Source organism: Spirosoma harenae, from assembly GCF_054776975.1.
Genome location: NZ_BAAHBD010000031.1, coordinates 185867 through 212623 on the forward strand (window position 1 = coordinate 185867; position 26757 = coordinate 212623).

The following is a 26757-nucleotide window of genomic DNA, read 5'->3' on the forward strand; positions in this document are numbered from 1 at the left end:
ACTTTCACAAACACCTCATTAAGAAATACGTTGAAGTCACGAACAAAATTTTTCGATGTTATCCATGAAATTATTGTCATGCTCATAAACTCGATTATTTTTGTTAACCTCTCTATAACCGTGACTTTACTTCTTACTTAATGACAACCAAAATCTTACTCGCTGATGACGAAAAAGATCTGGAAGATTTGTTTCGTCAACAGTTCCGCCAACAAATCCAGAATAAAACCTACGAATTCTTTTTCGCCCACGATGGTCAACAGGCGCTGACCATGCTGGAACAGCAACCGGATATCGATGTTCTGCTCAGTGATATTAATATGCCCGGCATCGATGGGTTGACCCTTCTCACTAAAGTTCCGCTCGTTAATCCTGTGTTGCGCACGATTATTGTCACGGCCTACGGCGACATGGCTAATATTCGTACTGCCATGAACGAAGGCGCATTCGACTTTCTGACCAAGCCGATCAAGTTTTCCGACCTCAAAAAAACGCTGGATAAAGCCATTCACTCGGCCGCTCAACACCGCGAAATGGTTGAATTGAAAGCTATGGACGAGATGAAAACTCGCTTTTTCGCCAATGTCACCCATGAACTTCGGACGCCACTTTCCCTGATTGTTGCCCCCGTGGATAATCTGCTGGAAACCGCTGAACTACCCCCAAACCATCAACATCAATTAGCGACCGTACAGCGCAACGCCCGCCAGTTACTTAGGTTGTTCAATCAACTACTGGATATTAATAAGCTCGAAGCCAAGCAAATGGAGCTCGTTAACGAGGTAGGCGATTTGCCCGAATTTGTTGGCCAAATTGTTGAGTTATTCCGGCCGTCAACCGACATTAAAAAACTCTCGTTAACCTATCAGACGGATTTACCCGCTGGCAACTATCTGTTCGATGCCGACAAGTGGGAAAAAATCCTGTATAATCTGCTATCGAATGCCATAAAATTTACTCAAACTGGGGGCATTAGTGTCCATCTACGGAAAATGCCTACTGCGGCTCAACTGCTAGTTAGTGATACCGGCATGGGCATTTCAGCGGATAAACTTCCTTATATCTTCAATCGATTCTATCAGGTAGATCAATCGCTGAACCGGACGCACACTGGGACAGGTATTGGGCTGGCTTTAGTCTATGAACTGGTGATTCGCTTAGGCGGCACGATTCAGGTGTTCCCTCAGGAAACTGGCCAGGGAACTCACTTTTTAGTGGAACTCCCCGTGCAACAGGCAGCTCCCGAACCGGATTCACATGCCTTGAAACCAGTCTCTTTCGACCGGTTGGTTGAAACAGAATTGCCTTTCGTTCAAGAAGTACAATCAGAGTACAGCCTGTCGGATACGGCCCCCTTACTGCTGATTGTGGAAGATAATACGGAATTACGGGAGTTTATGACCAACGAATTGGTCAATTCATTCCGAATCCGATCGGCCAGCAACGGGTATGAAGGCTGGGCAATAGCCAAAGACGAACTGCCCGATATTATCGTGACCGACCTGATGATGCCGCGTATGGATGGATATGAACTGATCGAACAACTCCGGCATCATCCCGAAACAGATCATATTCCAGTTGTTCTGCTGACGGCGAGTCATGATTCATCGAAGCGATTAGAGGTACTAAATTCGGGCGTCGATGATTACCTGACCAAGCCTTTTAGTATGAGTGAATTGCGGCTACGGTTACGAAATATCCTGAATCGACAGGCTAAACTGCGGGAATCCTTACTTCGTCAGCTCACACAACCCCAGCCCGCTCCGGTTCAGGCACCAGTAGAAACAATTGAGGAACAGTTTCTGGCCCGATTCTATCAGTTGCTGGAAGGTCGACTGGATGATTCGGCGTTGAGTGTCGAGTGGCTGGCAGGCGAGTTAGCGATGAGTCGCCGGAAATTGCATCGCAAGTTGCAGAGTTTATTACAGTTATCTCCCCACGATGTGATGCGACAGTATCGGCTTCGTCGGGCGATTGATCTGTTACGATTGGGGCACAATGTATCGGAAACAGCCTACAAAGTCGGGTTTGAGTCGCCATCGTATTTCACGAAGCTGTTTAAAGAATTCTATCACCAAACACCTACAGATTACGTTCAGGGCTGACTTACTGATTTCCCGTTGGTGGTACTGGTCTCATTTATGTCTTAAAACATACCGTACTATAGCCAGACTGATACCGAAACCGACTGGGTAGGCTATTTTTCTAGCCCCCGTCGTTTTCATCATTAAGTTAGCTACCTGGCAATCGTTATTGCTGGCATTGCAAATTGATTAACCTTAGTCAGCAAATCAGCTTTCGTTTGGTTCAGTGTACTCAGGAATACTTTTGTATTGGCTCCATAGCTACGTTGGCTAATGCCGAATAATAATATCCCTCTATTTCCAGACGGGTCGGTCAGTTGTTTGTATCGATATACGTTTCGCTCAACAATACTCAGCGATTTCCCATCAGGGGTAGCCTGGCTTAGTAGAAAATCAAGTACGTATTCCCCCATCTCTGGCTTTTCAATGACCTGATAGCTTACCATCGGATTCGTTGTTTTTAGTTTCCTAAGTTCGGCAACTTTGCTCGATACGACGTCTTTTACAGGAATGCGTTCGGTCAGTAGATCGAGCAAAAGCATTGACTTAAACTGGGAAAGATCATCTCCTTTGGTAAGGTATTCCTGCTTATAATAAGTAGATGTCGGATGAGACGTCCAGGCTAAGTAATAGGGTGTCTGGCCAAACTTTAGCGGACCAGGAAGTTGTAAATAATCAATGGATGAGCTAGAGGTCTGCGCGAGTGAACTGATAGAAAACAGGCTGGCTATTAGTAGCAGCCCAAGCGGGTGGTTGGTATTCATGGCTGGAAAACTCAGTTAATCAAAATTCTATACCTTTTTATACAAGCATCGAATACGGCTTTACACTCCTGGCAGAAATCGAATGCCATATCCGTGAACTAAGGCTTGCTATCCGGACAAAGGTCGACTCCTTTATCGCGCGAAACCAGCCAGAATGTATAACTGGCAGCTTTGGCGATATTTCTAGTCTTTATTAGCAACTGGAGGAGATTGATGAACTCGCCAAAACCTACCTATTTACAAAACAAAACCCTCGCTAGCAGCAAGGGTATGTTCTAGACTTGTAAACTTGAAAAATGGGTTAGACATTGGTTGATGTGCAACCGCATATTTTCTCAAGAAACGACAAAAGGCCACTGTTTGTTTTTAGAGTAATCAACTCACTCTCAAACCAATACAGATAAACAAATCCCTCACGTACACAGGAGGGATTGTAATCAATGTGGTAGCTTGTCCTTTTTGAGAATAGTATAAAAGTAGCGAATCCTGAGTCAGGCGAAGACGGGGTTTTCCCCGTATTTGAGCAAAACAAAACCCTTACCAAAGGCAAGGGCATGATTACAATCTTAACTTGAACTTTAATTAATCAATTACGTCTGGATGGCCGATTCGGGCTATTTACATGCTGAAAAGTGGGATCAGATTTTTTGTCACGCAGGATAAAACAAAGCCCGATTCTAGTCGGAACCGGGCTGTTCATTGTTTCCTCAAGGTTACTAATAAGTTTGCTGAAGCAAGTCTAACTGGTTATGCTAAAAATCAAATTACGGTAGGTACACTTTTTCCGTTTCAGTTCAAGTTACAGGCGGTATTCTCTTCTAAATTCAGTTCAAGTTACGAGACACTCTTCTCAAAATCGGTCAAGTTACAGGGGCACTTTTTTCAGTTCAGTTCAAGTTACAATCGGTACGCTTCCTTTTAAATTCAGTTCAAGTTACGATAGGTACTCTCTTTCAAGTTTAGTTCAAGTTACGATTGGTATTCTGCTTCCAGCTTAGTTCAAGTTACGGCTTCTGTGAAATCTCTCGAGCGATTCAGTGAGCCAAAATTAGCGGGTTCAGCCGCGATAGCCATTGCGAAAACCGTTCAACTAATTATGATTTACTATTAATCATTAACCAGCTATCAATCAGCTATTTAAATAAAAACCGAAAGGCCATTTTTTACTTTTTGATACGTATATTTTCATTTTTGTTACTGAAGGTTGATATAGATTTTCTATCGAAACACTATCCATAGTGTCGACACAAAACAAGAACACCCCGACTGCTGGCCGGGGTGTTCTTGTTTTGTCATAAACCGATGTTAACCTAGCCAACACTAGTGATGGCAGAACGATGCTGAGAGACAGAATGAGTGGTTCTAATACTCTGCTGCTCTTAAGGTAATCTGACTTGTGGGATAGACTTCAATGAAACGACCAAGTCCATCACTACCAGCCTGCCCTATGTATTCGTCGTTATACAGCAGTACATACATATCCTGATCGAATGCATTCTGGCCGCTAAAAACAACATCTACATTTTCAAAAAAGTAGTTAAACGGAGTTTTTCCTACAGCGCCGGTTATTGTTATGTTGATCACTTCACTTGTAAGTTCATCAACGCGAATGGTTCCCTTTGGTTGATTATCCGCCAGGCTCTCTGTTGTGTATTGGGTTAGTTGATAGGCTCCCACTGTAGCAGAGGCCACATGGGGCCTAACAGACGTGTGACCACAACCAGACAGAAATAAACTACCTATAGATACTAAAACAAAAAATGACTTTTGTAGGTGATTTACTTTCATGAGAAGTTGCTATATAGATGGATAAGTCAATTTAACGAACTATAAGATAATAGCTATTTTTTGAGTAAAAATACGCATAAATATCTTAAGTACTTTATTGACGGCTCATCAATTAGACTCTTTTCTTACAGTAGTCGTACCACCTACACAACTAACTAGGACTCCTGCATGATGAAGCTCGTATCGGGATCAGCCTGCACCACAAACGTTTTCGTCACCACCTGGCCACCAGTTTTCAGGGTCATTTGGTAAGTGCCTGTACCCAGGTTAGACAAATCGAATTGCTGGCTCAAGCCTTTCTTAAGCGCTACTATTGACTGATAAAGCGTTTGCCCTTTTGCATCCCGGATCGAAAGCTCGCCCTTAGTAGCTATAGGTTGTATGTAGAGTTTAATTTTATGGTTGTTAGTCATCACCACACGCGTTTCCGAACCAGCAGGGTTCATCGGATTAGCGAAAGATGCTGTAGTAACGGTCAGACCTAACAGGAAAGCAAGTATTTTTTTCATGGCTTTATTTAGTTTTGATTAACTCTCTGATTTGAACAAAACAAAGTTGCGCTCAAAATAAAAAATAAGAAAATCAAAAATGACGAGTGCCGTTATTAGCCCGATGAATGCGGCCTTTTTAGGGATGAACTACCAAGATACGCTCACAACGCATTAATTATCAGAAGTATATACCAAAATAAATTCACTATTTTAATCAACTATGCCTTTCTTAGATCCTATTTTCCGAATTCTTTCGCAATAACCAATCGAATAACTATTTCGAATTTACTTTGTACTATTATAATATATCCTTAACCTCAATAGCAGTACACTGTCGATAGCAGACATGCATTACAGATTTATAATCCCGTTAGCTGAAACAATTGAATGTAACGCCCGGTAGCGGCTGAAACGTAGCGATTATACACGATTCGATCCCCTTTGTTAGACCATACTACACCATTAATCGGTCGCTGCTCATCGGTCGAACGGGGAGTAAGCCGATGAAACTTTCCACTGGCCAGATCACTCACAAAAATGCTATTATCAGCCGCATAAGCAACCTGTTTCCCATCGGGACTGAAATTGAAGGTTGTTTGTATGGCGAACGGTTGATGAGTCAATTGCCGGATCGGACCACCATTGGGCGAAACCCCAAAGAGCTGAATCAGTCCAGCAGCATCTTTCGCTAAGAAACCGATGAGAGAACCATCGGGCAAGCTTCGTAACCAGTGCCGGGGACCTTCAATGCCGTGTTTGGTGAAAGTAATCCGGCGCTGGGTAACGCCAGCGGGGGGATTTGGGCGGCTCGTGGCTGTACCTTCCAGCGGTCGGCCTGGGCTGGCCTGCGTCAGATCTTCCGGCAAATCCACGACAAACACTTCCGTTAGGAGCTGATTGGATTGATCCCGAACATTACCCTGAAACGCTATGGCTCGTTTTTGTTTACTCCCATCAGCTTTACGATATCCATCGTTACCAATCCAGGTTTCATCAAAAGCCCGCTCGATCTCGTCGCTACCAGCCTTAGGTTGCTCGGTTACCTGAGCAATAACCGTAGCAAACCATTCGCCATCAAAACAGTCGGCATCATTTGAATCGTGTACGTTTACAGGATGACCTTGGGTTAAAACGCCTACCGTCCGAAGATCTTTTACAACTGGATTTGTCTGAGAGAGCCGCTCCATGACTTCATCGTTGTACGTAAAACTGATTCGCTGTCCATCGGCACTCCACTGATGCGCATGCGTTCCCCCGCGTAAAGCACCCGGCACAAACGGAGTTTTAAGGCATCGGGCATCCAAAAAATGGGGTTTCTGCGGCTGATCGACAGCGACCAGCACGCCCGTTCGCCGACTCATGGAATACGGGTATTGAGCGTCGGCATTCCTAAGCCCATGTAAGAACAGCACTTTGGGTTCTATAGGTGAAAACGTAACAGCGCCCGCTCCCGGCCCGTATTCGGTTTGATTGGGCGTTTGATAAAGCTGCCTGATTTCTTTCGTGTTCACATCGACCAGCTCAATGGAACGGGTTTGGCCTAAACCCGTATCGACATTGCGCGTATCATACACAATCCAGCGATCGTCTGGCGAAAATGTCTGGTTATTGTTAAGCGTATGGCCTTTGGCCTCGAAAGTCAGTTGTGTTTCAATCGGCATTGTCTGTCGTTCGCCAGCCAGCAAAAGTCCTAAAAAAAGCGGCCAACCGGGTATCAAGTGTTGAAGAGAGGGCATGACATACATACTAGTAACTCTGACGATACTATCTCATCCGTTTACTGCCATAGTACTGATGTCTAGTCCAATCGTACCTCCTCTCACTAGAAAAATGTTAAAACGGCTCGCAATGTTGTCATGTCAGCTATTTATACAATGTACCTGTGCGCAGACAATCACAAGTACATTATACACGGACAAAAGATGGTTGGAGATTGGTTAATGTTTGCTGTTTGCGGGGTTCACGAAGTTGTTGATTCGTTCTGGTGAAATAGGAGTGTTTCGTTAGAAACGAGCGCTGAATAGAAAGCCACTGACTAGGATCAGGCAGATAGCCGAACGTCAGCCATTCCGTAAGCAGTAACTGACTGATAGACGCATAATCGTCGCGGCCGAGGTAGTCCAGATCGGCATCGCACAGAATGGCTTCTGCTAATGTGGTTGGAGCCTGCGGAAGTCGGGTCGCCCGGATAAGCTGGCAAACCTGTGCGATCTGCGAGGGAGAATAGTCAAACGTTGGCAAGTGACGGGTGGCAATCTGGCAGCTCTCCTCCTCGTGATTGGCATAGACATACAGAAAACCCGCATCGTGGTAGCAGGCTGCTGTGTGTATTAGCGCCAACAATTCGTCATCGATAATACCTTCGGCGCGGGCAATTCGGTTGGCCTGCTTCACTACGTCATACGTATGGTCTATATTATGGTAGGTAAGCTGGTGAGGCAGATGAGCTGTCAACGCATTTAGTATGAACTGACAGGCAAGTTGAGTTTGCATACGTAAAGTGTTACGCCCGTAATCGGGCCAGTTCATCGGAATTTAGTTGGTTTAATACAGTTAGAGCATGCTCGTATCCTTTCTGTACGATGCTGTCATAGGATGACCAGTTCATTATACCATAGCGGCTCACATCGGGATTGAAGTAGAGGTCGGTATACTGAATATTTTCATTACGCCGGGCACTGCTATATAACAATGTAGCATTAAGAATGATTGACATTAATGAAGGCAACCGGAATTTACGTTGCCGCTTCGAGCGAAACCGATCCCGTAGCAGGGCTGATGGACTGGGCATCTGCTCCATAGTCATCTTCCTGGGTTTATCGATACTGAGGTCTACGCCAATAATCTTACCCACCCCGAATCGACTCATAACATCAGAAGGGAAGTTATTAAATGAACCGCCATCTACCAGCAGGTCGTTGCCATCGATCACCGGTGGAAATACCCCCGGAATAGCGGAAGTAGCCAGCAAATATTTGACCATAGCGCCCCGTGTATGAACCTCTTCACGTGCCTGCGTATAATTGCTTGACAGGGCAAAGAAGGTCAGCCAACTATCTTCGATGTCAGGATTCCTGTTACCCGTGAAATCGCTGATGCAGGTTTGAATCATCTGTTCAATACGTCGGCCACGGATCAGGGAAATAAACGGCAGGAAGTTATAGTCCTTCGTTGGGTTGAAATGAGCGGCTTTTCGGAGGTGACGGGTAGTAGGTTCAATGGCTTCATCGAACGAGAAGGTAGCTGCTACCAGGGCACCCACGCTGGTGCCGCCTACATAATCGATTGGAATTCCCCACTCTTGTAAAGCCCTCAACACACCGATATGCGCAAAGCCCTTTGCTCCGCCCCCTGCTAACACCAGTCCAACAGATGTACCGCTCAGGATGCGGGCCAGCCGCGCCATATCCCGACCTAGTTCCGGACGGATGTGGTAGTGCGATTTTACGGCCGGACGCAACGCCAGCCAATCGGCCGTACGGCGCGGATGAGCCGTATCGGACGGGTGTAGTAGTAGTAACGTGTGTGGCACACCGGCGCGTAGTTCGTTCGTCAGATATTGAATTTCGATACGAGTCAGATCGGGTTCCTTCCGGGCATCGGCCAGTAGCAGAATTTCATCAGCCTGACGCAGGCACCGGCGTGTCCACTCGGGAAGGGGTTCTCCAGGCTGGAAAGGGTCTGTTACGTACAGTACAAACTCGTGCTGCGATTCCTGATCGTCGAGCCATTGGGTCAGCTGGCGATAGGCCATTGGGGTTTGTTTGTCTACCTGGGCGAATCCGGGCTGGTTGAAATACGCGTCCACCTCGTCGCTCGACACCACGAACGTTGCTCCCTTCTGGTGCAACAGGGGCGATAGTGCCGAAGTAAACCGAGCAGCCAGGCTAATCGATTCTTCAGGGTCTTCGTGCAAACCAAGTACACAGATATTAATAGGTTTCTTGATCGCTTTTCGCTGCCCCTGCGAGGTACGAAGTCTGTTGATTATCAGCTTAGTTACATTCATCGATACAGCCGGATAGGCTGCAATAACGTTTTCAAAAGCGTGTTGAGATAGTTTCACCAGTACAGTATCGCGCAGGGCAACAATAGTAGCGCTACGGGGATCGCCAGTAAAAATGGCCATCTCACCCACGGTTTCGCCCCGAACGATCTCGCCAATCACCTGATGACGCCCCCGTTCATCCGTTACATACGCCTGTAACCGACCGCTAATAACAAAATACAGGGAGTCGCCCGTGTCGTGTTGTCGAAACAGAATATCCCCACCGCTGATCTCTACCCACTCCAGCATGGGTTCGAGCATAGTCAGCATGGTGGTATCGAACTCCCCGAAAATGCGGTGCAGGTTCGTCAGTAACTGCTCTTTCTGATAGGAATTAGCTAAGGGTTCAATTGTAAGTCTCATAGGAGTTCTCAGGCTGATAGTTCACTGCTTTTTTGATATCATTTCGCTGTATATCAACAAAATACATACTCATATTTGCCTTGTTTTTCGTAGCTATTTCGCCCCGATACCGGCAGTCAAACTGGTCCTGAACTCGCTGATAGGTTGCTCCGGAAATATTGACCTGCCCAGGCTTACTGGCCGACTCGAGTCGGGCTGCCGTATTGACGGTATCACCCCAGATGTCGTAGGCGAATTTGGTAGCGCCAACTACCCCTGCGATTACTGGCCCGGTATGAATGCCAATCCGAATCTGGAACGCCACCTTACCTTCGCGGGCACGTTGTTTTTCGAGTTCACTAATGAAGTCCCGAATTTCCAGAGCGGCCGCTACCATCTCATGGGCATGGCTGGGATGCGCAGCAGGCAGTCCACCCGCGCACAGGTAGGCATCACCAATAGTCTTGATTTTTTCGAGGCTGGGATATTTGCCGATGATATGATCGAAATGCCGAAAGCAGTAGTCAATTTCCTGCACAAGATCAGCCGGAGAAAGCTGTTCGCTGATCTTCGTGAAATCGCGAAAATCGGTGAACATAATCGTTACTTCATCATGCTGGCGCGTTCGGGTGATGCCTTTTACCTTTAGTTCGTCCACCAGTTCGCTGGGCAGGATGTTCAGTAACAGCTCGTCGGAACGTCGGCGGGCCAGATCGAGTTGGGTGTTTTTCTGTGCCAGTTCACGATTGGCGCGTTGCTTGTTGGTAATAAGTCGCCAGAGCAGCCCGGCAAGGGCCAGCAGCAACCCAGCCCCAACCAGCAGGGCGTTCCGGACTGTCCGTTCCTGCTCGGCTTCGGCAGCTTTCAGGGCTTTTTCCTGTTCGAGAATCTTGATCTGATCCTGCTGAAACCGGAGCAGCAACTCCCGCTTGGTCAGCATCGAATCTTTCTGTCCGATGAGGTGGTCTTTTTGCCCAATCAGCTGATCCTTCTGACCAATGAGCTTATCCTGTTGACGAAGTTGCTGGTTGCGTACAGCGAGTTGCTTGTCTTGCTGAGCCAGAATAACCTGTTTTTGTTGCGCTTCGCTACTCAACTGATTCACAGTCTGCTGGGAAATGGCGGCTGCATCAGCGTTTATTCGTGCCGCTTCCTCGGCCTGCGATTTCTGCGTTTCAAGCTGATTTAGCTCGGCCATCAGGTCTACCGATCGCAGTGTTTCTTCGGCGCGTTTGCGGAACCGACGAGCTTTTGCTTTGTTGCCTAATAGTGTATGCAATTTTGAGAGTTGCAGAGCAGCCAGGCCAATTACTTTGGGAGCTTTGAGCTTTTCACCAAGGCTGATCGCTTGTTGCGCATAGGCGAGTGCAGCGGTTGGATCATTGGCCTCCATGTCTTTGGCCATAAATAATAGCACCTCTGCTTTGCGGGTGCTGTCCGTTTGTCGACCCAATTCATTAGACCAGTATGACGACGAACGAGGAGCATTCTGCGCCCAGAGTGGAGACAGCAACCCAAACAGTAAGCCCATCAGTGCCAGGAACTCTATTTGGCAGTTCCTGAAATGTGTAACTAGCTGATGTGAGGTGGAATGAATCCGATTCAGTTCGGGGGCCGAACTAAGCCGACACGAAGCGCCTTGGGGAGGCTTTAGATGAGAAGAGGAAGTTGTTGACATAATCGTTTTAGCTTGCCTAAAGCTCCGATTATGCCTATTCGATTGCTAACACTCATGTTTCATTCTTTAACGCTTATGTTTCATCAAGATAAAAAAAGGGGGTCTAAAGAGCAAAAGCGTGTGATTCTGCCTTATCATTTCACGGATACAGGCATATCTACCCTCACCAACGGCCTGTGCAGAAAGCTCCCTCCACATCAGGTAGCTCCTTATATAGTCGGGCGACTGCCGGTCAATCCACTCTGATTAGTGCCAATCCAGTCGAGACGACAGACAATACTTCAACACCTGACGCTAATCAGTTAGGCTGGACGGTATTATCCTACAATTGGAAAGATAAGTAAGTACTTCCTTCTGAAGCCTTCGTTTGAATATCGTGAGCTACCTCCGATTCAATAAAGACGACATCGCCCGCTAATGCTTCTTTTTTTGCCTGATCGATTTGCACCTGAACGGAATGGTCCAGAACGAAAATAAGCTCAGCCGCTCTATGGCTACGGATGCCAGCAGGCGGGTTCGATTTGTTGATCTGCACAGCAATACGATTGCTCATAACGCTGGAATAAGCTTCTTTTTGTGAGTTACTCCCGGAATGATCAGCATTTGTGGCAATATCCTGTCCCTCAACCCAGTACGATCCCCCTACTAGCCGATACAAATCCAGATCCGGCATTTCGTTAGACGTGTATCGTAGTTGATAATACGTCAGGGGCTGGGCAGCTTTATTAGCTATTCGGAACTCATCTCCTGGCATGATCATAACCAGGCTGCCTGGTTTTAGCGTTTTGCGTTTACCGCCAAGCGTCAGCGTTAGTTCACCCGATCTGATAATCAGAGCCGTCTCTTCGTCAAGTAGTTGCATGGGTTGTTCAGCCTGATTCGGGAGTAGCGTTATGGCCTGTACAAGTAGATGGGCATAATCTCGGGTGGTACCTTCGAGCAAGGTCCGCTCCTGATAACCCGAATACTTAACAACTGGTGCACTGTTGTACGCGTAGACGTTCGAGAGAACAGCCTGAGAGAAAGCTGGCGAGGCTCCTAAAACGACAACCAAACAAAGCAGGAAAAATTTCATAACAAAACTATTCACTCTCATCAAGCCGTGTGGTTTCCGGGTAGCAAATCCAACGATATATGGACGAATCCATAAAATATACGAATTGTCTTTGGTTAAGTCGTGTCTAGCCTGCTTTTTACTTAGTTTGACGCGATTTCAGTAAAGTAATCGCTCAATCAGGGGTAGTACCAATGTTGTTAATGTACCCATAACCCCGATCGCTAATCCACTAGCTGCCCCTTCAACAGCACCTAACTCCAGCGCGCGGGCAGTGCCTATGGCATGGGAAGCTGCTCCCAGCGACAGCCCAATGGCTAGTTTACTTTTTACCCCAACTAATCGTAGAATCATTGGCCCAAATAGTCCGCCATAAAGACCACTGAGTACCAGGAAAGCGATCGTTAATTCAGGGATACCGCCCGAGTTTTTTGATAGTTGCATGGCAATTGGCATCGTGACTGATTTAGGCGCCAGGGAAGCTAACAACACCGTATCCGCTCCCAACACTTTTGCCGTTAGAACGACACTGACAATCGCGATGATACAGCCAACCAAAACACTAAGCAGGATAGCGCCAATATGCCCTTTAAAGTTTTCTATCTGCTCAAACAGTATATAGCCCAGAGCAACCACCGAAGGGCCAACCATAAAGTTCAACAAATGGGCTTTCGCAAAAAACGTAGAGTAGCTTATACCTGAGACATTTAAAAATAAAGCGATCAGGACAACTGAAACCAGTATTGGCTGTAGTAAAGGAAGCTTAGACCGCTTATTGAGGTAAATACCAAACCAGAATGTAACAAAGACCAGCAATAAAGAAGCTAATTCCTGAGACAAAAGCGACTTAAGTTCAGTAGCGAAATGGGTCATTTGGCATACTGTTTACGTTTCGCTCTCGTTTCAAAAAACCGCTGAACCAAGGCTACAATCAGAATAGTCAATGTTGTGCTGACCACAATGGCCACAGTTATTGGTACGACAGCATTCAAAAGTTGTTGGGTATACATTACAATACCTGCTGCTGCGGGCGTTAGAAATAACGCCATATTTCCCGTCAGTAGTTTTGCCGTTTCGCGTACCTTTTCAGGCTTGACCCATTTCAGCGTTAGACAACCAAATAAAGTTAGCATTCCAATAACGCTCCCTGGAATAAATCTGTCGATCAGCAGACTGATTGCCTCACCAAGCCAGTAGAACAAAAAAATCAGTGATAGTCCTTTAATCATCATTTCCCTTTAGAAAATTTAAAACTACTACCTGAATAGTGGCTTTGTTTTAGGCTATGGAAAAAGTCCTACATCTTCATTTTATACTATAAAAAACGATTTAGTCCAGTCACTATTCTCAAAATAATTCAATCCTGTCTTTTACCACTTATTGCCATTTTTGAGGGATTCATCCCCTGATTTCCACACTTGGTAAGATATCGGTTGGTGGAATTGAAGGCCTCACCCATCTTTGTGTCAACATTCACAAACAACAAAGACAAATGAATATGAAACTTATGCACATCAACCGCCCAGCTCGTCCCCGTATCATTGAAGTAGGTGGCCCCGTTATTGGCCTACGTGGTCGGACCATTTATCGGATGCGGGCTCGCTAAGTGAGCACTTCCCCAAGCGGTAAGCTCCCCGAAGTGGGAGCTTTTTTTATGCCCAATGTACTCATTACCCAATCAGCGAACGGGTCAGATGGGATTTGGCTATTGGAAGCCTTACTTTTTTAAGATTCCTTTTTCAACGTTCTCATTAAGCAGTTGCTCCGCATACTGCCAAATTCGATCGGAACCCTGTTGGATAACCTGTTTTTTGGCATACACCTGATCATACTTCACATCGAATTCAGTCCAGGTCCCACCGTTGTTCGACGTATTCTGTAATAGAGGTTCGAGTCGGTCCATGGCTCGGGCAAATTTAGCTTCCGCCGTTTGCCGCTCTTCAAACTCTTCCCAAATGGCTATTAATTCATCTGCCTGCTCATCAGGCAATAAGCCGAAAATTCGTTTAGCGGCTTCTCGCTCTTCCGCCGTATTGTCGTGGCTTTTTTGCGTATCATAGATAAAGGTATCGCCAGCATCTATTTCAACAAGATCATGAATCAGTAACATCTTAATCACCTTCAGCAAATCGATGGGGGTATTCGAATGCTCGACCAAAACAAGGGCCATCAAGCATAGGTGCCAACTATGTTCGGCGTCGTTCTCGGGCCGATCGCTGTTCAATAGCTTCGTCTTACGAAGGATATACTTCAGCTTGTCTACTTCCTTGATAAACTCAATCTGCCTGAAAAGATTTGTCGATTCCATCGGTCACTTTTTGATGATGGGACAAAATTGAGCGGTAGGGCTGTAAACGCAATTGCCAATTGGCAAGAAATGCCTTAGCGGATATTTTTTCGTATCCGACTGAGCGAGGAGGGAGTGATGCCCAGATACGAAGCCAGCATATTGAGCGGAACACGATTGGCTAGTCCTGGATAATGATCAAGAAAATTCAGGTATCTTTTTTGAGCGTCCTGCACCAACATATTACTGGTAAACTTCAATTTATTTTCCAGTACATATGACGTGATTTTAACGAATATATCCTGCCAGCCGGGAATAAGCGCGGCCAGTTGGGCGAAATCTTCTTTGGAGAAAACTACCAGTTGACAATCGGTAATGGCTTCAATATACTCAGCCGAGGGCATTTCATCGCGAAAACTAGCGGTATCAACGACAAATCGGTTCTCATAAACAAAATAGCGGGTAAAACTGTCGCCTAGTTTGTCGTAATAACAAACCCTGAAAACCCCGTCCGTCACATAGCCAATCTGTGTGGAAATTTTCCCCGCTTCGGCAAAATACGCTCCTTTAGCAATACGCTTATGTTTGGCCTTCGCCAGAATCAACGCTCGTTGCTGAGCGTCCAGATGGCCAAATTGGGTCAAATAGATGATGAGTTCTTCCATTAGCCAAAGCTATTCAGTAAGGCACAAACATTGACAGCGCCGTTTACTGATAAACAATATAGGACACCACTATCGTTTTGTAACGCATCAAAAAGCCTTATTACCTCAACTATAGTACAGTCTTCGTCATCAGTAAATGGTTCGGCCGTTTCATAATAGAGGCTATTTCCTCAAGGTATTGGTTGACTTATTTGAGAGTGAATTTGAAGTGCTTTTACCAGATATCAATAAGCCGTTAGGCAAAGGCTGGTCTACACTTGAAGATCATTACAAAACGATAATTGTCCATACCCGACGGAGGAATCAATTGAATCATCAGGCTCAGAGCTGGCTTCGATCCGCATCTCAAGATAACTTATCGTGATTCAGCATTAACTACTTTCCAACCGGGCCAATTAGCCTGCAATGGTCGGTTTTAATACTCTTTTATCTATTAAAGTACTGAATGCTGACTGCCAGGTTTGTAACTAGATTGGCGTTCATTTAATGACCCAGCCCCCTTTTATAAAATGTTCAGCCCGAATCCGTTCGTACAGTACGAAAACGCAATTTGATGAAGGAAATTAGATTTCTTTAACTCCTAACATCGAATCACTATACAGCCGAAATATCCCAAATTCTCGTTAGAATACGGGATATTTCTCGTTTTCAGGATCATTAATAATCATTTTGTTTGTACAATTTTTAATCTTTTGCTTATGAGAAAATGTGTATTGTTTCTAGTTTTTATGATAAGTCTTCATGTAGGTTCAATTGCCCAACAACCAATTTATGTTGGTATTCCTAAGAACCGTTTTGACCACTTTGCATCCGCACAAACAAATTCAAACTGGTGCTGGGCAGCCTCTCTTCAGATGATCTTTAATTATTATGGTATCGATATAACCCAAGCTCAAATTGTCCGACGAAGTTATGGATCAGACCCTTACGGAAATTTGCCCAATTGGACGGGAAGCATGCAGTTAATAACAGCAAATTTAAACAACTGGAGTTTCACAAATAGTGGAATACAGTACTCTGTACAAGCTTCTCTTAATTTGGGGCCTCCTAATCCAACATATATGATACAGGAGCTTTCGGCAGGTCGTCCAATACTTATAGGATACAAGTCAGGACCAAACTCGGGGCATGCTGTCGTTATAACAGCTTGTAGCTATATACAAACAAACCTTGGGCCTTATATACAATCAATTGTTGTTCGAGATCCATGGCCAAGTCCACAGAATATCGCCAATCAAGGTCGAGTCGAATATCCAGCATTAAACCTTGGGAGCCTTATTCAATCTCACTGGTATGTCAGGATACGATAATAGATTACAAACCAGAATACGGTTTAGATGAATAGCATGTTTAGTTCGACTTAGCTTTATTTAATAATAAAGTTTTCGTTAACTAAAAGGCAAAAACGTTCATCAAATACAAACAATTCCCAAGATGAGCTTTAACGAAAAATACCTAATGGTAACAAAGGCTTTATTTAATAAATATCTCATGCAACAAGACATTCATACACCATATGTCACCGATTTTACCAAAAAACAGAATGAAAGCTTTCAATTTCTGACGATAAAGTCTAATGGAAAAGCAGAAATATTCTACCTGTTTACTACCTCCAAGTAAAAAAATGTTTTTCAAGAACTTATTTAATGGAATTTAAACTTAAATTAGCGTCCTAATAGAATCTCGAGTAGAAGTACTTAACTATCCACATAACGTTTCAAGACATGAATCAAAGTCCGTTCGCCCTTCTGAAGTATCGCCAATACAGCTCAGAGTGTTTAGAATCACTTAGAAGCCTGAGAGAGCCAGAGTATCCTACTGTCAATGTACAGATACTAATTCCCTAATTAAGCATACAAGGTAAAAAGCTGCTGATAGCGTTTGCTTTCGACAGACTTATATACTTGTGAACTCAACGAAAGCATAAGTACATAGAACATATTTCGGGTAGTTTGCCTACCTGGACTATGACGGTATTTTATTGTCTGTTAGCTCATTCGTTAACCTACTAAATATCTCTTACACCATGCGTAAACTGTTTACATTACTCTTTTTTGGTATTATCAATCTAGCCCACGCCCAGTATCATTATTACATCCAGTCAGGTAGTTATTTCAGTGGAGCATACACTGTAAAGAAGAGAACCTCTGGAGGAAGTACATTCATTCTATTTGACTTCAACCGGGAAAACAATGCCGTTAAAGCCAAATATTTTGCCCGGAATGCTTACTCTCAATATACAAATTGGAAAGCTGGTAAAGAAATTCTATTAGTCACTGCAGGCGCTTATAGTGACGGATGGACTTCGTATGCTTCACCAGTAGGCCTTTGCGTCGATAATGGAACCATTGTAACCAGAACCCCTAATGATGATATGGACGGGATGGTAATTGTTTATAATGGAGGAGGTCAGGAAGGTGGGGTTGCTGTTGTAGATATGGATGTGAACCCTGTCAGAGCAGGTTCAGTGAGTTATAATCCTCGCACGAATTCCACAGATCGGGTAAATTTTCTGAACTGGGGCCAACAGAATGGACTTACTCTCTTCCAAACTCATCTAGTTTACTCCTCTGATCGGTCAACCAACTTTGCGAATATGTATTATGGCAATAAACGGGAACGACGTTTCTTGGCAGTTTGCAAAAGAGGGGGAATCGTTCACCATGTTATTGTAGATGCCCCCGACCCTCTTGAGCTAAACGTATCTGCTTCTAATGCGAAAACGGTCTTAGAATCAGAAGGTTTCTTAGTGTCATATATTATGAATCTGGATACCGGAGCTAAAAATATATTGTATGGTTATGAAAGCTATCTCAAGGACTACAAGCCTTCCACTGCCAAAATTGAGGAAGCTACTAATTTAATAGTTTATTATAAATAATTATTATATGATATAGCTGCAATAAACTATTAAAAAGTTCCACTTAAGTACTCCTAATCATAATTAACCACGATGAATATCATCAAGTTTTTTTCAATATCTAAGTTATTCATTTTTGCATACATGTTAATTTGCTTAACATGTATGCAATGTAATGGTCAAGATAAGAAAGGATGGAAAAATACCAATAACGATCAGATAGTAAACAGTCAAGATAAGATAAGAATATTAGTCAAAGATTCTCAAAGCGTAAGATGGTTTTGCAGAAATCGGAGAGTGAATATTAACGAATTCTTAAGCCTTAACCCTACAATTAACGAAGAAGATATTCTTAATGAAGGAGAAATTGTATACATACCTATACCTATTAAATGGGGTCGTACAATTAGACCACCACGCCCGTACAATGGAGAAATTACCAATCCTACTTCTAAAACAGTTACTGGCGGTGTATCAGCATCTGGTTTAGCTGGAGAAGGTAAATTACCTAATAAAGATGGAAAATCAACAACAACCACTGGTAAAGAAACAGCAAAAATTACATCACTTGATCCCAATAATCTATTCAAAGAAATCATATTCAGAAATAAGCAGTATCACCTATGTGAAATCGATCCACAGCAATACAAAATTGAGTTATTTAATAAAGTAGAAAATGGAAAGGATGTTTATAATTTTTCGTCACTAAGTGCTAAAAAACAGGGTAAACTCTTGTTTGCTATGAATGGCGGGATGTTTCAATCTGATTTAAGTCCAGTTGGCTTATTTATTTCGGAAAATAAACAAGTTAAAGACATTAACTTATCAGTAGGGCCTGACGACAATTTTCACATGCGTCCTAATGGGATTTTTGGTTTAGACAGTAATGACAAACCATTTATCTACCCAAGTGAAGAATATAAAGGTAATAAGAATATTCGTCTGGCTACTCAATCAGGACCTATGCTTGTCATAAATAATACCTATCATGAGAAACTTACACCGGGCTCCCCTAATGTAAAAATTAGAAATGGCGTAGGGATAAATAAACAAGGACATGTTTTATTTATTGTTTCGGATGATCCAGTCAATTTTTATGAGCTTGCCGAATTATTTAAAGAACAATTAAATTGCAAAGATGCATTGTATTTAGATGGTGTTGTAAGTCAATATTTCATTCCTTCAATACAGCAAAAACCTCGACCAGGCGTAAAACTTGGCCCTATATTAACCGTCAGTAGAAAATAAATTGATTTATTTCCAGTGCTCATTTTTCATACCGTATTCGCTCATGAAAAACTATCTACCACTCCTGCTCGCCCTGATCGGCACAATGGTCACCGCTGCCAGCGCTCAACAACGAATCCAGGAAACTTTTGATACACAAACAATTGATCAAATCAGTACCCTCAAAATCGAGCCCACAAGCCCACAAGAGTATCTCAAACTAACCCAGTTTGCCATTCTAAACGCCAGCGATACGACGAAAGCTAACGCTGATAGATCCTTGAAAGCCCAGGTGCTGCTGGATAACCTAGCCACTCATCTGACCGCTCAGATCAAAAATGAAGCATTGCAGGCTGATGATGAAACAATCCAGACTCTGTACACCCTCTACCGGAAACAGGGCTACAGCATCATTGATATCAGACCCTCTGAGTTCGAAAAGATTGTGCATTATATTCATGAAGGCAAATATGGGTACATCTACAATCGACTCAGCAACAGTTGGTTTTTCATCCCGCTGGTTTGTAGTGTCCTGGTGGTCACCCTTTTTTCAATCAGCAACCTGATTGGCTTAATTCAGTGGCGGTTCCGTAAGCACTATAATTGGTTGATGGTGAGCAGTGTCAGTGTGGTACTGGTCGCATTTGTCTTCCTAATGGTTAAATACAAGTGAAACAAATAGGCTGGCTGATTATTGGCTGGATTATCATGCACGGAGATGGGTATGGACAGACCAATAAGCTGTCTAAAATACCCTTTTATAGAACAAATGCGAGTGTTATAGAAATCGATATAAAACTTAATAACTACGCATCAAGGTTTATTGTCGATTCTGGGGCATCTATAATCTCTATTGGTAAAAGGCTTTATAACGCTTTATATCAAAACAAATTGATTAATGATTCTGATAAAAAATACCATACAAAAACCAAATTAGCCAATGGCACTTTGATTAATGCATTTGTGATCAATATAAAAAAAGTCAACATTGGTGATTTTGAATTAAGCAATGTTGAAGCTATGGTTTTGGAAACCGACGATGTACCTCTTTTATTGGGGCAAAATATCATAGGGCGCTTTAATTCATTTTCAATAGACAATAAGAATAACCAGTTAATACTGGATGGACTTATTCCTGAGAATAATCAAATACTGATTGCGACATTAAAAATGATCCCTTGCAATCTTAACGCCGTTTCGGAATTAAACAGAATTAAATCTGAAATAAGCAAGGCGCAAGCGATTCAAATAAATAGTTTGAAGGTTGAGACTCAAATACCTCGAGACAATGCAGTAAAACGCATTCCTCGTAAAATAACAGTTCGGTATTTTGATAGCCAAGACCTCTACAAAGCAAGCGCATTAGTATCTAAATTAGTCACTCTAGGGTACGAAGAAAATGTAATATTTCTTGAAAATATGACTTTGTATTACAATTCCCCTATTTCAGATTATCTTGAAATTTGGATTAAATAATACTATTTCGTCGGCTTAAAGTCTAATTAATCAGATGTTTACGTGATTTAATATTACCTTAGAATTCACAACTAAATTGATTGCAAATTTTCACTAAAAAGAGCTATGAAATCATCGCTAATTCTAGCCATTTGTATGTTCACAATGGTTTGCTTTATCCAAGTTTCATCTTCTGCAAATGGAGCAGATTTGTTTAAAAACCCAAAACGGCCAGCTTTACAAGCCACGAAAACGAGTATTCTAGGAGCGGCAAAAAAATTACCTTCTTCAAGCGCTGAACACAGAGCACGGGCAATTGTCAGTAAAGTTAACAATGAGCTAGACGAAATTAAATTTATACCTGCTGACAGCTCTTCAGCTGCTAGAGCTGATTTATCCGTTAAAGCTGACTCCGCAAAAAGTATTATTTCGGGTTCGCCTTTATTTAAAGTCAAGAATTATACTAAAGAAACCAATCCAATTCCTCAGGTTGCTATTGACAGGCTTCCAAATGAAACCACTATCCGTTTTTTCCACCCAGATGATGAAGCAAAAGCAGTAGCATTAAAGACATTATTAGTCGAGAAAAAACTCTATCCTGAGCCTTCAATATCTATTGAGAGTATGCTTTCTAAAATAAAAAAAACTATACCCAATTATATTGAGATTTGGATAAGACGTAAATAATATAAATTCAATACATTAACATTTTGATCAGGTGATTCAAAAAAGATTAATGTATTGAATTGTCTTTCCGTTGCAATAGTTCTTATCGGAATAAATACAAAGTACTATTGTAAGCTTTTTTGAAGACACAGTCGAAGAGGGAGGAAATTATATGAAAACCGTCAAGTCGGATCAAATAATGGAAACCCAGTGAAACTTAGTGCTTGCTTGTCTATCAGTTCATTTATTAACCTGTTAAATATCTTTTACACCATGCGTAAACTGTTTATAGTACTTTTTTTTGGCATTATTAACTTAGCTCACGCTCAGTATTACTCATCTATCCAACCCGGTAATTACTTTAATGGAGCACTGAGCGTTAAGAAGAAGAATTATTCAGGTACTAATTATATTCTGTTTGACTTCAACCGGGATGGCAATGTCATGAAAGCCAAGTATTTCGCCCGGAATGCGAATACTCAATTTACCAACTGGAGACGGGGCAAAGAAATTTTATTGGTTACTGCAGGGGCTTTTAGTGATAGTTTTTTGCCTAGTGGCCTTCCAGTAGGTCTATGTGTAGATAATGGCACTATTGTTACTAGAACTCCCGATGATACGATGGATGGGATGGTAATTGTCTACAATGGTGGGGCTCAGGAAGGTGGAGTAGCGGTGGTGGATATGGATGTAAAACCAGTCACTGCGGATAAGGCCAGCTATTACCCCCGCACAAATGCCTCCGATCGGGTAAATTTTCTGAATTGGGGCCAACAGAAAGGACTTACTCTCTTCCAAACCCAATTAGTGTATTCATCTGATCGGTCTTCCAACTTTAATAACATGAGTTTTGGCTCAAGACGTGAACGGCGATTTTTAGCTATTTGCAAGAAGGGAAATGTGGTTCATCATGTAATTGTTGATGCTCCCGATCCACTAGAACTCAATGTATCGGCTAGTAACACGAAATCAGTCCTTGAGTCGGAAGGGTTCTCAGTGTCCTATATTATGAATTTGGATACTGGAGACAAAAATATATTACATGCCTATTCTGGAGCTTATCTCAAAGATTATAAGCCCAATAGTAATGCAAAAATAGAAGATGCTACTAATCTAATAATTTACTACAAATAATAGATGGGAAGTAGCTTTTATTACACCTTTTCCATTACTGGTAAATGGTAAACTTTCAGTACCAAAATTAGATCCAATTCCGATGAATATCATCAAATTTTCTTCATTATCAAAGGTATTCATGTTTGCATCCATGTTAGTTATTCTAACATGGATGCAAACATATGGACAGAATGGACCTAAAATTAAATCTATCAAAAATGATAAAGACAAAAGCGTCTCGGGTTTTTGTCTTTATCATAACATAGATACTCTAGAGTTCAGAAAATTAAATCCTACAGTTGGTGCTATTATAAAAAAAGGCAAAACTATTCTATTACCTCCAAAAATAAATCCACAAGTTTCCGATGTTACGTCATTCACTAATAATGCATCTATAAAAAAAGAGGGGAAAGCATCTAAACGGGATACCATACCAAATAAAAAGGGAGATTTATCTATAAGTCAAGATAGTTTACTAAAAGGAGAATTATTAATAAAAAAAGATAGCTTATTAAGCAAAAAAGGGAATGCAACAGTAAAAAAAGATAGCTTAGTTAAACCAAGAGACACTACAACTGTCTACAGAGAGTCTATTGCGGAATTTTCAGAGCCTAGAGGTAAGTATCAATTATTCAGACAAATTATATTTAGGGATAAAATATATTTTGCTTATGAAGTTGATCCACATAAATATAAAATTGAGTTGTTTAATAAAACAAAAAACGGGAAGAGTGTATATAATTTCTCAGCGATTGAAAGAGAAAAAAAGGGGAAACTTTTATTTGCAATGAATGGAGGAATGTATGAACCCAATCTAAGTCCAGTTGGTTTATTTATTTCAGAAGGCGTGGCAGCTAAAGACATTAATTTATCAAAGCAACCCAGTGATAATTTCCACTTACTTCCTAATGGTATTTTCGGTATTGATAGTAGTGATAATGCATTTATTCACCCAAGTGAAGAATATAAAGGCAATAAAAATATCCGCTTGGCCACCCAATCAGGGCCAATGCTTGTCATAAATAATACCTATCACCCTGCTTTTATAAAAGGATCCGCTAACCTAAATATTAGGAACGGAGTAGGAATAAACGATAAAGGAAAAGTTATTTTCATTCTTTCTTCTGACCGAGTGAATTTTTTTGAATTTGCCGAATTATTTAAAGAAGAATTACATTGCAAAAATGCCTTATATTTAGATGGAGCCATAAGTCAAATTTATGTTCCTTCATTAGAACCTAATGGACCACGCCCTGGCCCAAGTCTTGGCCCTATTTTAACCGTTAGTGAAAAGTAAATTGATTAATTGTCAGTGTACTTTTTTTCGTAATGTATACTTTTATGAAGACTTATTTTCTACTCTTTCTCTTTCTGCTAAATTGTACCATTACTGTCCTTGCTCAGCAACAAATTCAGGAAACATTTGATACCAAAACAGTGGATCAAATCAGTACATTGAAAATTGAGCCGACCACTCCTGAGAATTACCTTAAACTGACCAAGTTCGCCATCCAAATCGCCAATAATACGGATACGGCAAACGCGCAAAAAGCATTGAAAGCACAGGTCTTATTGGATATCCTGCATATCCATCTGGCTGATCAGATCAAAAATAAGATCCTAGATGATGATGATCAGATAGTATGTTTGCTAGACACCCTCTATCTAGCACAGGGCTACAAGATTATAGATCATAGCCCCTCTGAACTGGCTAAGCTCATACATTACATCCACGAAGGCAAATACGCACATATTTATAGTCGATTGAGCAACAGTTGGTTTTTCATTCCGCTAATTGGTAGCATATTAATTGTAACTCTTTTTCCATCAGCAATATAATGGGCTTAATTCAGTGGCGATTCCAAAAGCAGTATAACTGGCTGATGTTAAGCAGCGTCAGTATGATACTGGTCGCATTTGCCCTCCTAATGGTCAAATATAAATAATATTAAGTCTATTACTGAGCTTGTTATAGGTGAATATGACCATGAAATCGATTCTACTTCTTGTCATTCTTTGTGCTATTGAGCTAAACGTATTTGCCCAAATTCCACATCCTATAAGTGGAATAAATATGTTGAAGAATGCAAAATGGCTAACTCAAACTAATGGAAAAACTACAATTCAAGTAAGCTGGGAAAATCCATCCTCAACAAATATCCAACAAAGAGAATGGGTAAAAAAAGCGGTAGAAGCAACCTGGGAAACATATGCAAATATAGATTTTGTAGGATGGGGTAAAGCAGACGCAAACTCTAAAGGTATTAGAATTTTAATTGATAATACGGGTTGGCCACATACTAAAGGTTTAGGAACAGAACTCGACGGTAAGCCGGAGGGTATGTCATTAAATTTTGAATTCTTAGGAACATACAAGTGTAGCCTCTCGAAAGAGGATTGTATTAAATTTATTGCAGTACATGAGTTTGGTCATGCTTTAGGACTTGCTCATGAACAAAATAGACCAGATTGCTTATGCAATGAAAAGCCTCAGGGAGGAAACGGAGGTTTTTATGTAACGCCCTGCGATCTAGAGTCAGTGATGAATTATTGCAATCCTAAATGGAGTAATTTCGGAAAATTGAGTGCAAATGACATTAGTGGCATTCAAGTCATTTATGGAATCCCACAAAATACTATAAATATTTTAAGCTTGGATGAAATAAGGTTTATACCAGCCAATAATTTATTGGTTGATAAAGCAAATACCATTAAAGAGATTGTTTCTAAATCCCCCTCATTCAAAGTAAAAACATATAGCCAGGAAGCAAAGCCAATATCTCAGCAGATAATTGATAAACTTCCAAACGAAAATACAATCCGTTTTTTTGACACTAGTGATGAAGTAAAAGCTATGACACTGAAAAAACTATTGGTTGCTCAGGCTTTTAAAGACAGTACAATAACGATTCAAGATATGAGCTCTAGAATGACAGCTCCTTATCCTGGTTATATTGAAATCTGGTCGAAAGGAGTTAGTATAAGTAAAGTGAACAATAACCTAGATGAAGTTAGATTTATACCTGCTAATAGTTCATTATCTCCCAAAGCGGATTCATTAAAGGATGTCATGGCAACATCTCCTTTATTTAAAATCAAGGCCTTTACCAAGGAAAGTAAATCTGTTCCGATAAGCGCAGTTAATAAGATGAATGGCGGAATTACTATACGTTTTTTTCATCCTGATGATGAAGCAAAAGCAACAGCCTTAAAGAAGTTAGTAAGTGATAAAGGGTATACATCTATAGTGATTGAGAATATGATACCACGAATGAATAAAACTTACCCTAACTATATTGAAGTCTGGGTAAAGCGTATTAATTAATTTAAGCTATTGAAAATATTTGGTTAATTTTTATCATGAAAACTTCATATTATTGGCTTATTTTATTCTTACTAGGTACTATTAATTTGACCTATGGCCAATATTATTCGACTATCCAATCAAACAGTTTTTTTGATGGCAAATTCACAATAAAAAAGGAGACATATTCTGGATATACTTTTATCTTATTTGATTGTTCTCGAGAAAACAAAGCGATTAAAGCCAAGTATTTCGCCCAAAATGCTTACTCTCAATATACAACCTGGAAAGCTGGTAAAGAAATTCTATTAGTCACTGCAGGAAATTTTGTTGATGGTTGGGGCTCCGAAGCCAACCCAGTGGGCCTTTGTGTTGACAACGGCACTATTGTTAACAGAACTCCTAATGACAATATGGATGGGATGGTAATCCTCTATAATAACGGCGCCCAAGACGGAGGAATGGCTGTTGTGGATATGGATGTACATCCCATAAAAACGCCTGATGGCTCTTATAACCCTCGAACAAGTCCGGTTGATCGGGTAAATTTTCTAACCTGGGCACAAAAAAATGGTCTTTCTCTCTTTCAAACACAATTAGTTTATTCCTCCGATCGCTCACCTTGTTTCCCGTTAAATTATGGCCCAAAACGAGAACGGCGCTTTTTAGCAATATGCAAGAAAGCCGGAGTTATCCATCATGTCATTGTTGACGCGCCTGATCCTTTAGAACTTAACGTATCGTCTAGATATGCGAAGTCAGTTCTTGAATCAAATGGTCTCGCGGTGTCTTATATTCTGAATTTGGAAACAGGAGGGCATAACTTTCTTTTGGCCCGCGACGGTACATATTTACAAGAATATAAACCAATTAATCATTTTAAAGACTCTTACCCAATGATTGTTTATTATAAATAAACTAGTAAGAA

At 41.8% G+C, this 26757-nt stretch carries 25 protein-coding genes; 13 read left to right on the forward strand and 12 right to left on the reverse strand.

Annotation, left to right across the window (positions count from 1 at the left end; translation table 11 throughout):
- Positions 1–140 precede the first annotated feature (140 nt).
- Positions 141–2105 carry a response regulator gene (locus ACYVE4_RS28480; RefSeq protein ID WP_461043809.1) on the forward strand — a complete coding sequence of 655 codons (1965 nt, stop codon included), beginning with the start codon at positions 141–143 and terminating at the stop codon, positions 2103–2105.
- Positions 2106–2236: 131 nt separating this feature from the next.
- Here ACYVE4_RS28480 and ACYVE4_RS28485 read toward each other — a convergent pair whose 3' ends face one another.
- The 7 genes from ACYVE4_RS28485 to ACYVE4_RS28515 form a co-directional block, all read right to left on the reverse strand.
- Entirely contained in the window at positions 2237–2848 is a 612-nt protein-coding gene (locus tag ACYVE4_RS28485) for a hypothetical protein (RefSeq protein WP_461043810.1), read from the reverse strand.
- 1362 nt (positions 2849–4210) lie between these two features.
- Positions 4211–4636 (reverse strand): PH domain-containing protein, encoded by a 426-nt coding sequence (locus ACYVE4_RS28490; RefSeq protein WP_461043811.1) that lies wholly within the window; start codon positions 4634–4636, stop codon positions 4211–4213.
- Between the two features lie 155 nt (positions 4637–4791).
- Positions 4792–5145 carry a T9SS type A sorting domain-containing protein gene (locus ACYVE4_RS28495; RefSeq protein WP_461043812.1) on the reverse strand — a complete coding sequence of 118 codons (354 nt, stop codon included), beginning with the start codon at positions 5143–5145 and terminating at the stop codon, positions 4792–4794.
- Between the two features lie 341 nt (positions 5146–5486).
- Positions 5487–6863, reverse strand: coding sequence for a DUF3748 domain-containing protein (locus ACYVE4_RS28500; RefSeq protein ID WP_461043813.1), 1377 nt, complete (start codon positions 6861–6863; stop codon positions 5487–5489).
- Between the two features lie 169 nt (positions 6864–7032).
- On the reverse strand, positions 7033–7620 hold the full coding sequence (locus tag ACYVE4_RS28505; RefSeq protein ID WP_461043814.1) for an HD domain-containing protein: 588 nt from the start codon (positions 7618–7620) through the stop codon (positions 7033–7035).
- Positions 7621–7630: 10 nt separating this feature from the next.
- Positions 7631–9538 (reverse strand): patatin-like phospholipase family protein, encoded by a 1908-nt coding sequence (locus tag ACYVE4_RS28510; protein WP_461043815.1) that lies wholly within the window; start codon positions 9536–9538, stop codon positions 7631–7633.
- Positions 9522–11195 (reverse strand): adenylate/guanylate cyclase domain-containing protein, encoded by a 1674-nt coding sequence (locus ACYVE4_RS28515; protein WP_461043816.1) that lies wholly within the window; start codon positions 11193–11195, stop codon positions 9522–9524. Before ACYVE4_RS28515 ends, ACYVE4_RS28510 begins: the two co-directional genes overlap by 17 nt.
- A 176-nt stretch (positions 11196–11371) precedes the next feature.
- Between ACYVE4_RS28515 and ACYVE4_RS28520 the strand changes: the two genes are divergently transcribed.
- Positions 11372–11539 carry a hypothetical protein gene (locus ACYVE4_RS28520; RefSeq protein WP_461043817.1) on the forward strand — a complete coding sequence of 56 codons (168 nt, stop codon included), beginning with the start codon at positions 11372–11374 and terminating at the stop codon, positions 11537–11539.
- Here ACYVE4_RS28520 and ACYVE4_RS28525 read toward each other — a convergent pair.
- The 5 genes from ACYVE4_RS28525 to ACYVE4_RS28545 form a co-directional block, all read right to left on the reverse strand.
- A complete protein-coding gene (locus tag ACYVE4_RS28525) occupies positions 11518–12270 on the reverse strand; it encodes a cupin domain-containing protein (RefSeq protein ID WP_461043818.1) in 753 nt (250 codons plus the stop codon). The two genes, ACYVE4_RS28520 and ACYVE4_RS28525, sit on opposite strands and share 22 nt — an antisense overlap.
- Positions 12271–12408: 138 nt before the next feature.
- Positions 12409–13122 carry an LrgB family protein gene (locus ACYVE4_RS28530; protein ID WP_461043819.1) on the reverse strand — a complete coding sequence of 238 codons (714 nt, stop codon included), beginning with the start codon at positions 13120–13122 and terminating at the stop codon, positions 12409–12411.
- On the reverse strand, positions 13119–13481 hold the full coding sequence (locus ACYVE4_RS28535; RefSeq protein WP_461043820.1) for a CidA/LrgA family protein: 363 nt from the start codon (positions 13479–13481) through the stop codon (positions 13119–13121). Before ACYVE4_RS28535 ends, ACYVE4_RS28530 begins: the two co-directional genes overlap by 4 nt.
- 485 nt (positions 13482–13966) lie before the next feature.
- Complete coding sequence (locus ACYVE4_RS28540; RefSeq protein WP_461043821.1) at positions 13967–14557, reverse strand: HD domain-containing protein; 591 nt, start codon at positions 14555–14557, stop codon at positions 13967–13969.
- 74 nt (positions 14558–14631) lie between these two features.
- Entirely contained in the window at positions 14632–15201 is a 570-nt protein-coding gene (locus ACYVE4_RS28545; RefSeq protein ID WP_461043822.1) for a Crp/Fnr family transcriptional regulator, read from the reverse strand.
- A gap of 728 nt (positions 15202–15929) precedes the next feature.
- Here ACYVE4_RS28545 and ACYVE4_RS28550 point away from each other — a divergent pair.
- The 11 genes from ACYVE4_RS28550 (at position 15930) to ACYVE4_RS28600 (ending at position 26746) form a co-directional block, all read left to right on the forward strand.
- A complete protein-coding gene (locus tag ACYVE4_RS28550) occupies positions 15930–16511 on the forward strand; it encodes a C39 family peptidase (protein WP_461044012.1) in 582 nt (193 codons plus the stop codon).
- Positions 16512–17227: 716 nt separating this feature from the next.
- The gene (locus tag ACYVE4_RS28555; RefSeq protein ID WP_461043823.1) at positions 17228–18082 is read left to right on the forward strand and encodes a hypothetical protein; all 855 of its coding nucleotides are present in this window, start codon (positions 17228–17230) and stop codon (positions 18080–18082) included.
- 72 nt (positions 18083–18154) lie between these two features.
- Entirely contained in the window at positions 18155–19309 is a 1155-nt protein-coding gene (locus ACYVE4_RS28560) for a phosphodiester glycosidase family protein (protein WP_461043824.1), read from the forward strand.
- A gap of 43 nt (positions 19310–19352) precedes the next feature.
- Entirely contained in the window at positions 19353–19961 is a 609-nt protein-coding gene (locus tag ACYVE4_RS28565) for a hypothetical protein (RefSeq protein WP_461043825.1), read from the forward strand.
- Positions 19958–20764 (forward strand): retropepsin-like aspartic protease family protein, encoded by an 807-nt coding sequence (locus ACYVE4_RS28570; protein WP_461043826.1) that lies wholly within the window; start codon positions 19958–19960, stop codon positions 20762–20764. Before ACYVE4_RS28565 ends, ACYVE4_RS28570 begins: the two co-directional genes overlap by 4 nt.
- A gap of 105 nt (positions 20765–20869) precedes the next feature.
- Positions 20870–21430, forward strand: a complete 561-nt coding sequence (locus ACYVE4_RS28575; RefSeq protein ID WP_461043827.1) for a hypothetical protein — start codon at positions 20870–20872, stop codon at positions 21428–21430.
- A 252-nt stretch (positions 21431–21682) separates the two neighbouring features.
- Positions 21683–22543, forward strand: a complete 861-nt coding sequence (locus tag ACYVE4_RS28580; RefSeq protein WP_461043828.1) for a hypothetical protein — start codon at positions 21683–21685, stop codon at positions 22541–22543.
- 82 nt (positions 22544–22625) lie between these two features.
- Positions 22626–23822, forward strand: coding sequence for a phosphodiester glycosidase family protein (locus ACYVE4_RS28585; protein ID WP_461043829.1), 1197 nt, complete (start codon positions 22626–22628; stop codon positions 23820–23822).
- Between the two features lie 44 nt (positions 23823–23866).
- Positions 23867–24364 carry a hypothetical protein gene (locus tag ACYVE4_RS28590; protein ID WP_461043830.1) on the forward strand — a complete coding sequence of 166 codons (498 nt, stop codon included), beginning with the start codon at positions 23867–23869 and terminating at the stop codon, positions 24362–24364.
- A gap of 148 nt (positions 24365–24512) precedes the next feature.
- The gene (locus ACYVE4_RS28595) at positions 24513–25850 is read left to right on the forward strand and encodes a M12 family metallopeptidase (protein ID WP_461043831.1); all 1338 of its coding nucleotides are present in this window, start codon (positions 24513–24515) and stop codon (positions 25848–25850) included.
- Positions 25851–25885: 35 nt separating this feature from the next.
- Positions 25886–26746, forward strand: a complete 861-nt coding sequence (locus ACYVE4_RS28600) for a hypothetical protein (RefSeq protein ID WP_461043832.1) — start codon at positions 25886–25888, stop codon at positions 26744–26746.
- The last annotated feature ends 11 nt before the right edge of the window (positions 26747–26757 follow it).

Excerpts from the sequence above, each read along its gene's own strand:
- ACYVE4_RS28480 (WP_461043809.1), top strand. The coding sequence starts at position 141 with ATGACAACCAAAATCTTACTCGCTGATGACGAAAAAGATCTGGAAGAT.
- ACYVE4_RS28485 (WP_461043810.1), bottom strand. The coding sequence starts at position 2,848 with ATGAATACCAACCACCCGCTTGGGCTGCTACTAATAGCCAGCCTGTTT.
- ACYVE4_RS28490 (WP_461043811.1), bottom strand. The coding sequence starts at position 4,636 with ATGAAAGTAAATCACCTACAAAAGTCATTTTTTGTTTTAGTATCTATA.
- ACYVE4_RS28495 (WP_461043812.1), bottom strand. The coding sequence starts at position 5,145 with ATGAAAAAAATACTTGCTTTCCTGTTAGGTCTGACCGTTACTACAGCA.
- ACYVE4_RS28500 (WP_461043813.1), bottom strand. The coding sequence starts at position 6,863 with ATGCCCTCTCTTCAACACTTGATACCCGGTTGGCCGCTTTTTTTAGGA.
- ACYVE4_RS28505 (WP_461043814.1), bottom strand. The coding sequence starts at position 7,620 with ATGCAAACTCAACTTGCCTGTCAGTTCATACTAAATGCGTTGACAGCT.
- ACYVE4_RS28510 (WP_461043815.1), bottom strand. The coding sequence starts at position 9,538 with ATGAGACTTACAATTGAACCCTTAGCTAATTCCTATCAGAAAGAGCAG.
- ACYVE4_RS28515 (WP_461043816.1), bottom strand. The coding sequence starts at position 11,195 with ATGTCAACAACTTCCTCTTCTCATCTAAAGCCTCCCCAAGGCGCTTCG.
- ACYVE4_RS28525 (WP_461043818.1), bottom strand. The coding sequence starts at position 12,270 with ATGAAATTTTTCCTGCTTTGTTTGGTTGTCGTTTTAGGAGCCTCGCCA.
- ACYVE4_RS28530 (WP_461043819.1), bottom strand. The coding sequence starts at position 13,122 with ATGACCCATTTCGCTACTGAACTTAAGTCGCTTTTGTCTCAGGAATTA.
- ACYVE4_RS28535 (WP_461043820.1), bottom strand. The coding sequence starts at position 13,481 with ATGATGATTAAAGGACTATCACTGATTTTTTTGTTCTACTGGCTTGGT.
- ACYVE4_RS28540 (WP_461043821.1), bottom strand. The coding sequence starts at position 14,557 with ATGGAATCGACAAATCTTTTCAGGCAGATTGAGTTTATCAAGGAAGTA.
- ACYVE4_RS28545 (WP_461043822.1), bottom strand. The coding sequence starts at position 15,201 with ATGGAAGAACTCATCATCTATTTGACCCAATTTGGCCATCTGGACGCT.
- ACYVE4_RS28550 (WP_461044012.1), top strand. The coding sequence starts at position 15,930 with ATGATAAGTCTTCATGTAGGTTCAATTGCCCAACAACCAATTTATGTT.
- ACYVE4_RS28555 (WP_461043823.1), top strand. The coding sequence starts at position 17,228 with ATGCGTAAACTGTTTACATTACTCTTTTTTGGTATTATCAATCTAGCC.
- ACYVE4_RS28560 (WP_461043824.1), top strand. The coding sequence starts at position 18,155 with ATGAATATCATCAAGTTTTTTTCAATATCTAAGTTATTCATTTTTGCA.
- ACYVE4_RS28565 (WP_461043825.1), top strand. The coding sequence starts at position 19,353 with ATGAAAAACTATCTACCACTCCTGCTCGCCCTGATCGGCACAATGGTC.
- ACYVE4_RS28575 (WP_461043827.1), top strand. The coding sequence starts at position 20,870 with ATGAAATCATCGCTAATTCTAGCCATTTGTATGTTCACAATGGTTTGC.
- ACYVE4_RS28580 (WP_461043828.1), top strand. The coding sequence starts at position 21,683 with ATGCGTAAACTGTTTATAGTACTTTTTTTTGGCATTATTAACTTAGCT.
- ACYVE4_RS28585 (WP_461043829.1), top strand. The coding sequence starts at position 22,626 with ATGAATATCATCAAATTTTCTTCATTATCAAAGGTATTCATGTTTGCA.
- ACYVE4_RS28590 (WP_461043830.1), top strand. The coding sequence starts at position 23,867 with ATGAAGACTTATTTTCTACTCTTTCTCTTTCTGCTAAATTGTACCATT.
- ACYVE4_RS28595 (WP_461043831.1), top strand. The coding sequence starts at position 24,513 with ATGAAATCGATTCTACTTCTTGTCATTCTTTGTGCTATTGAGCTAAAC.
- ACYVE4_RS28600 (WP_461043832.1), top strand. The coding sequence starts at position 25,886 with ATGAAAACTTCATATTATTGGCTTATTTTATTCTTACTAGGTACTATT.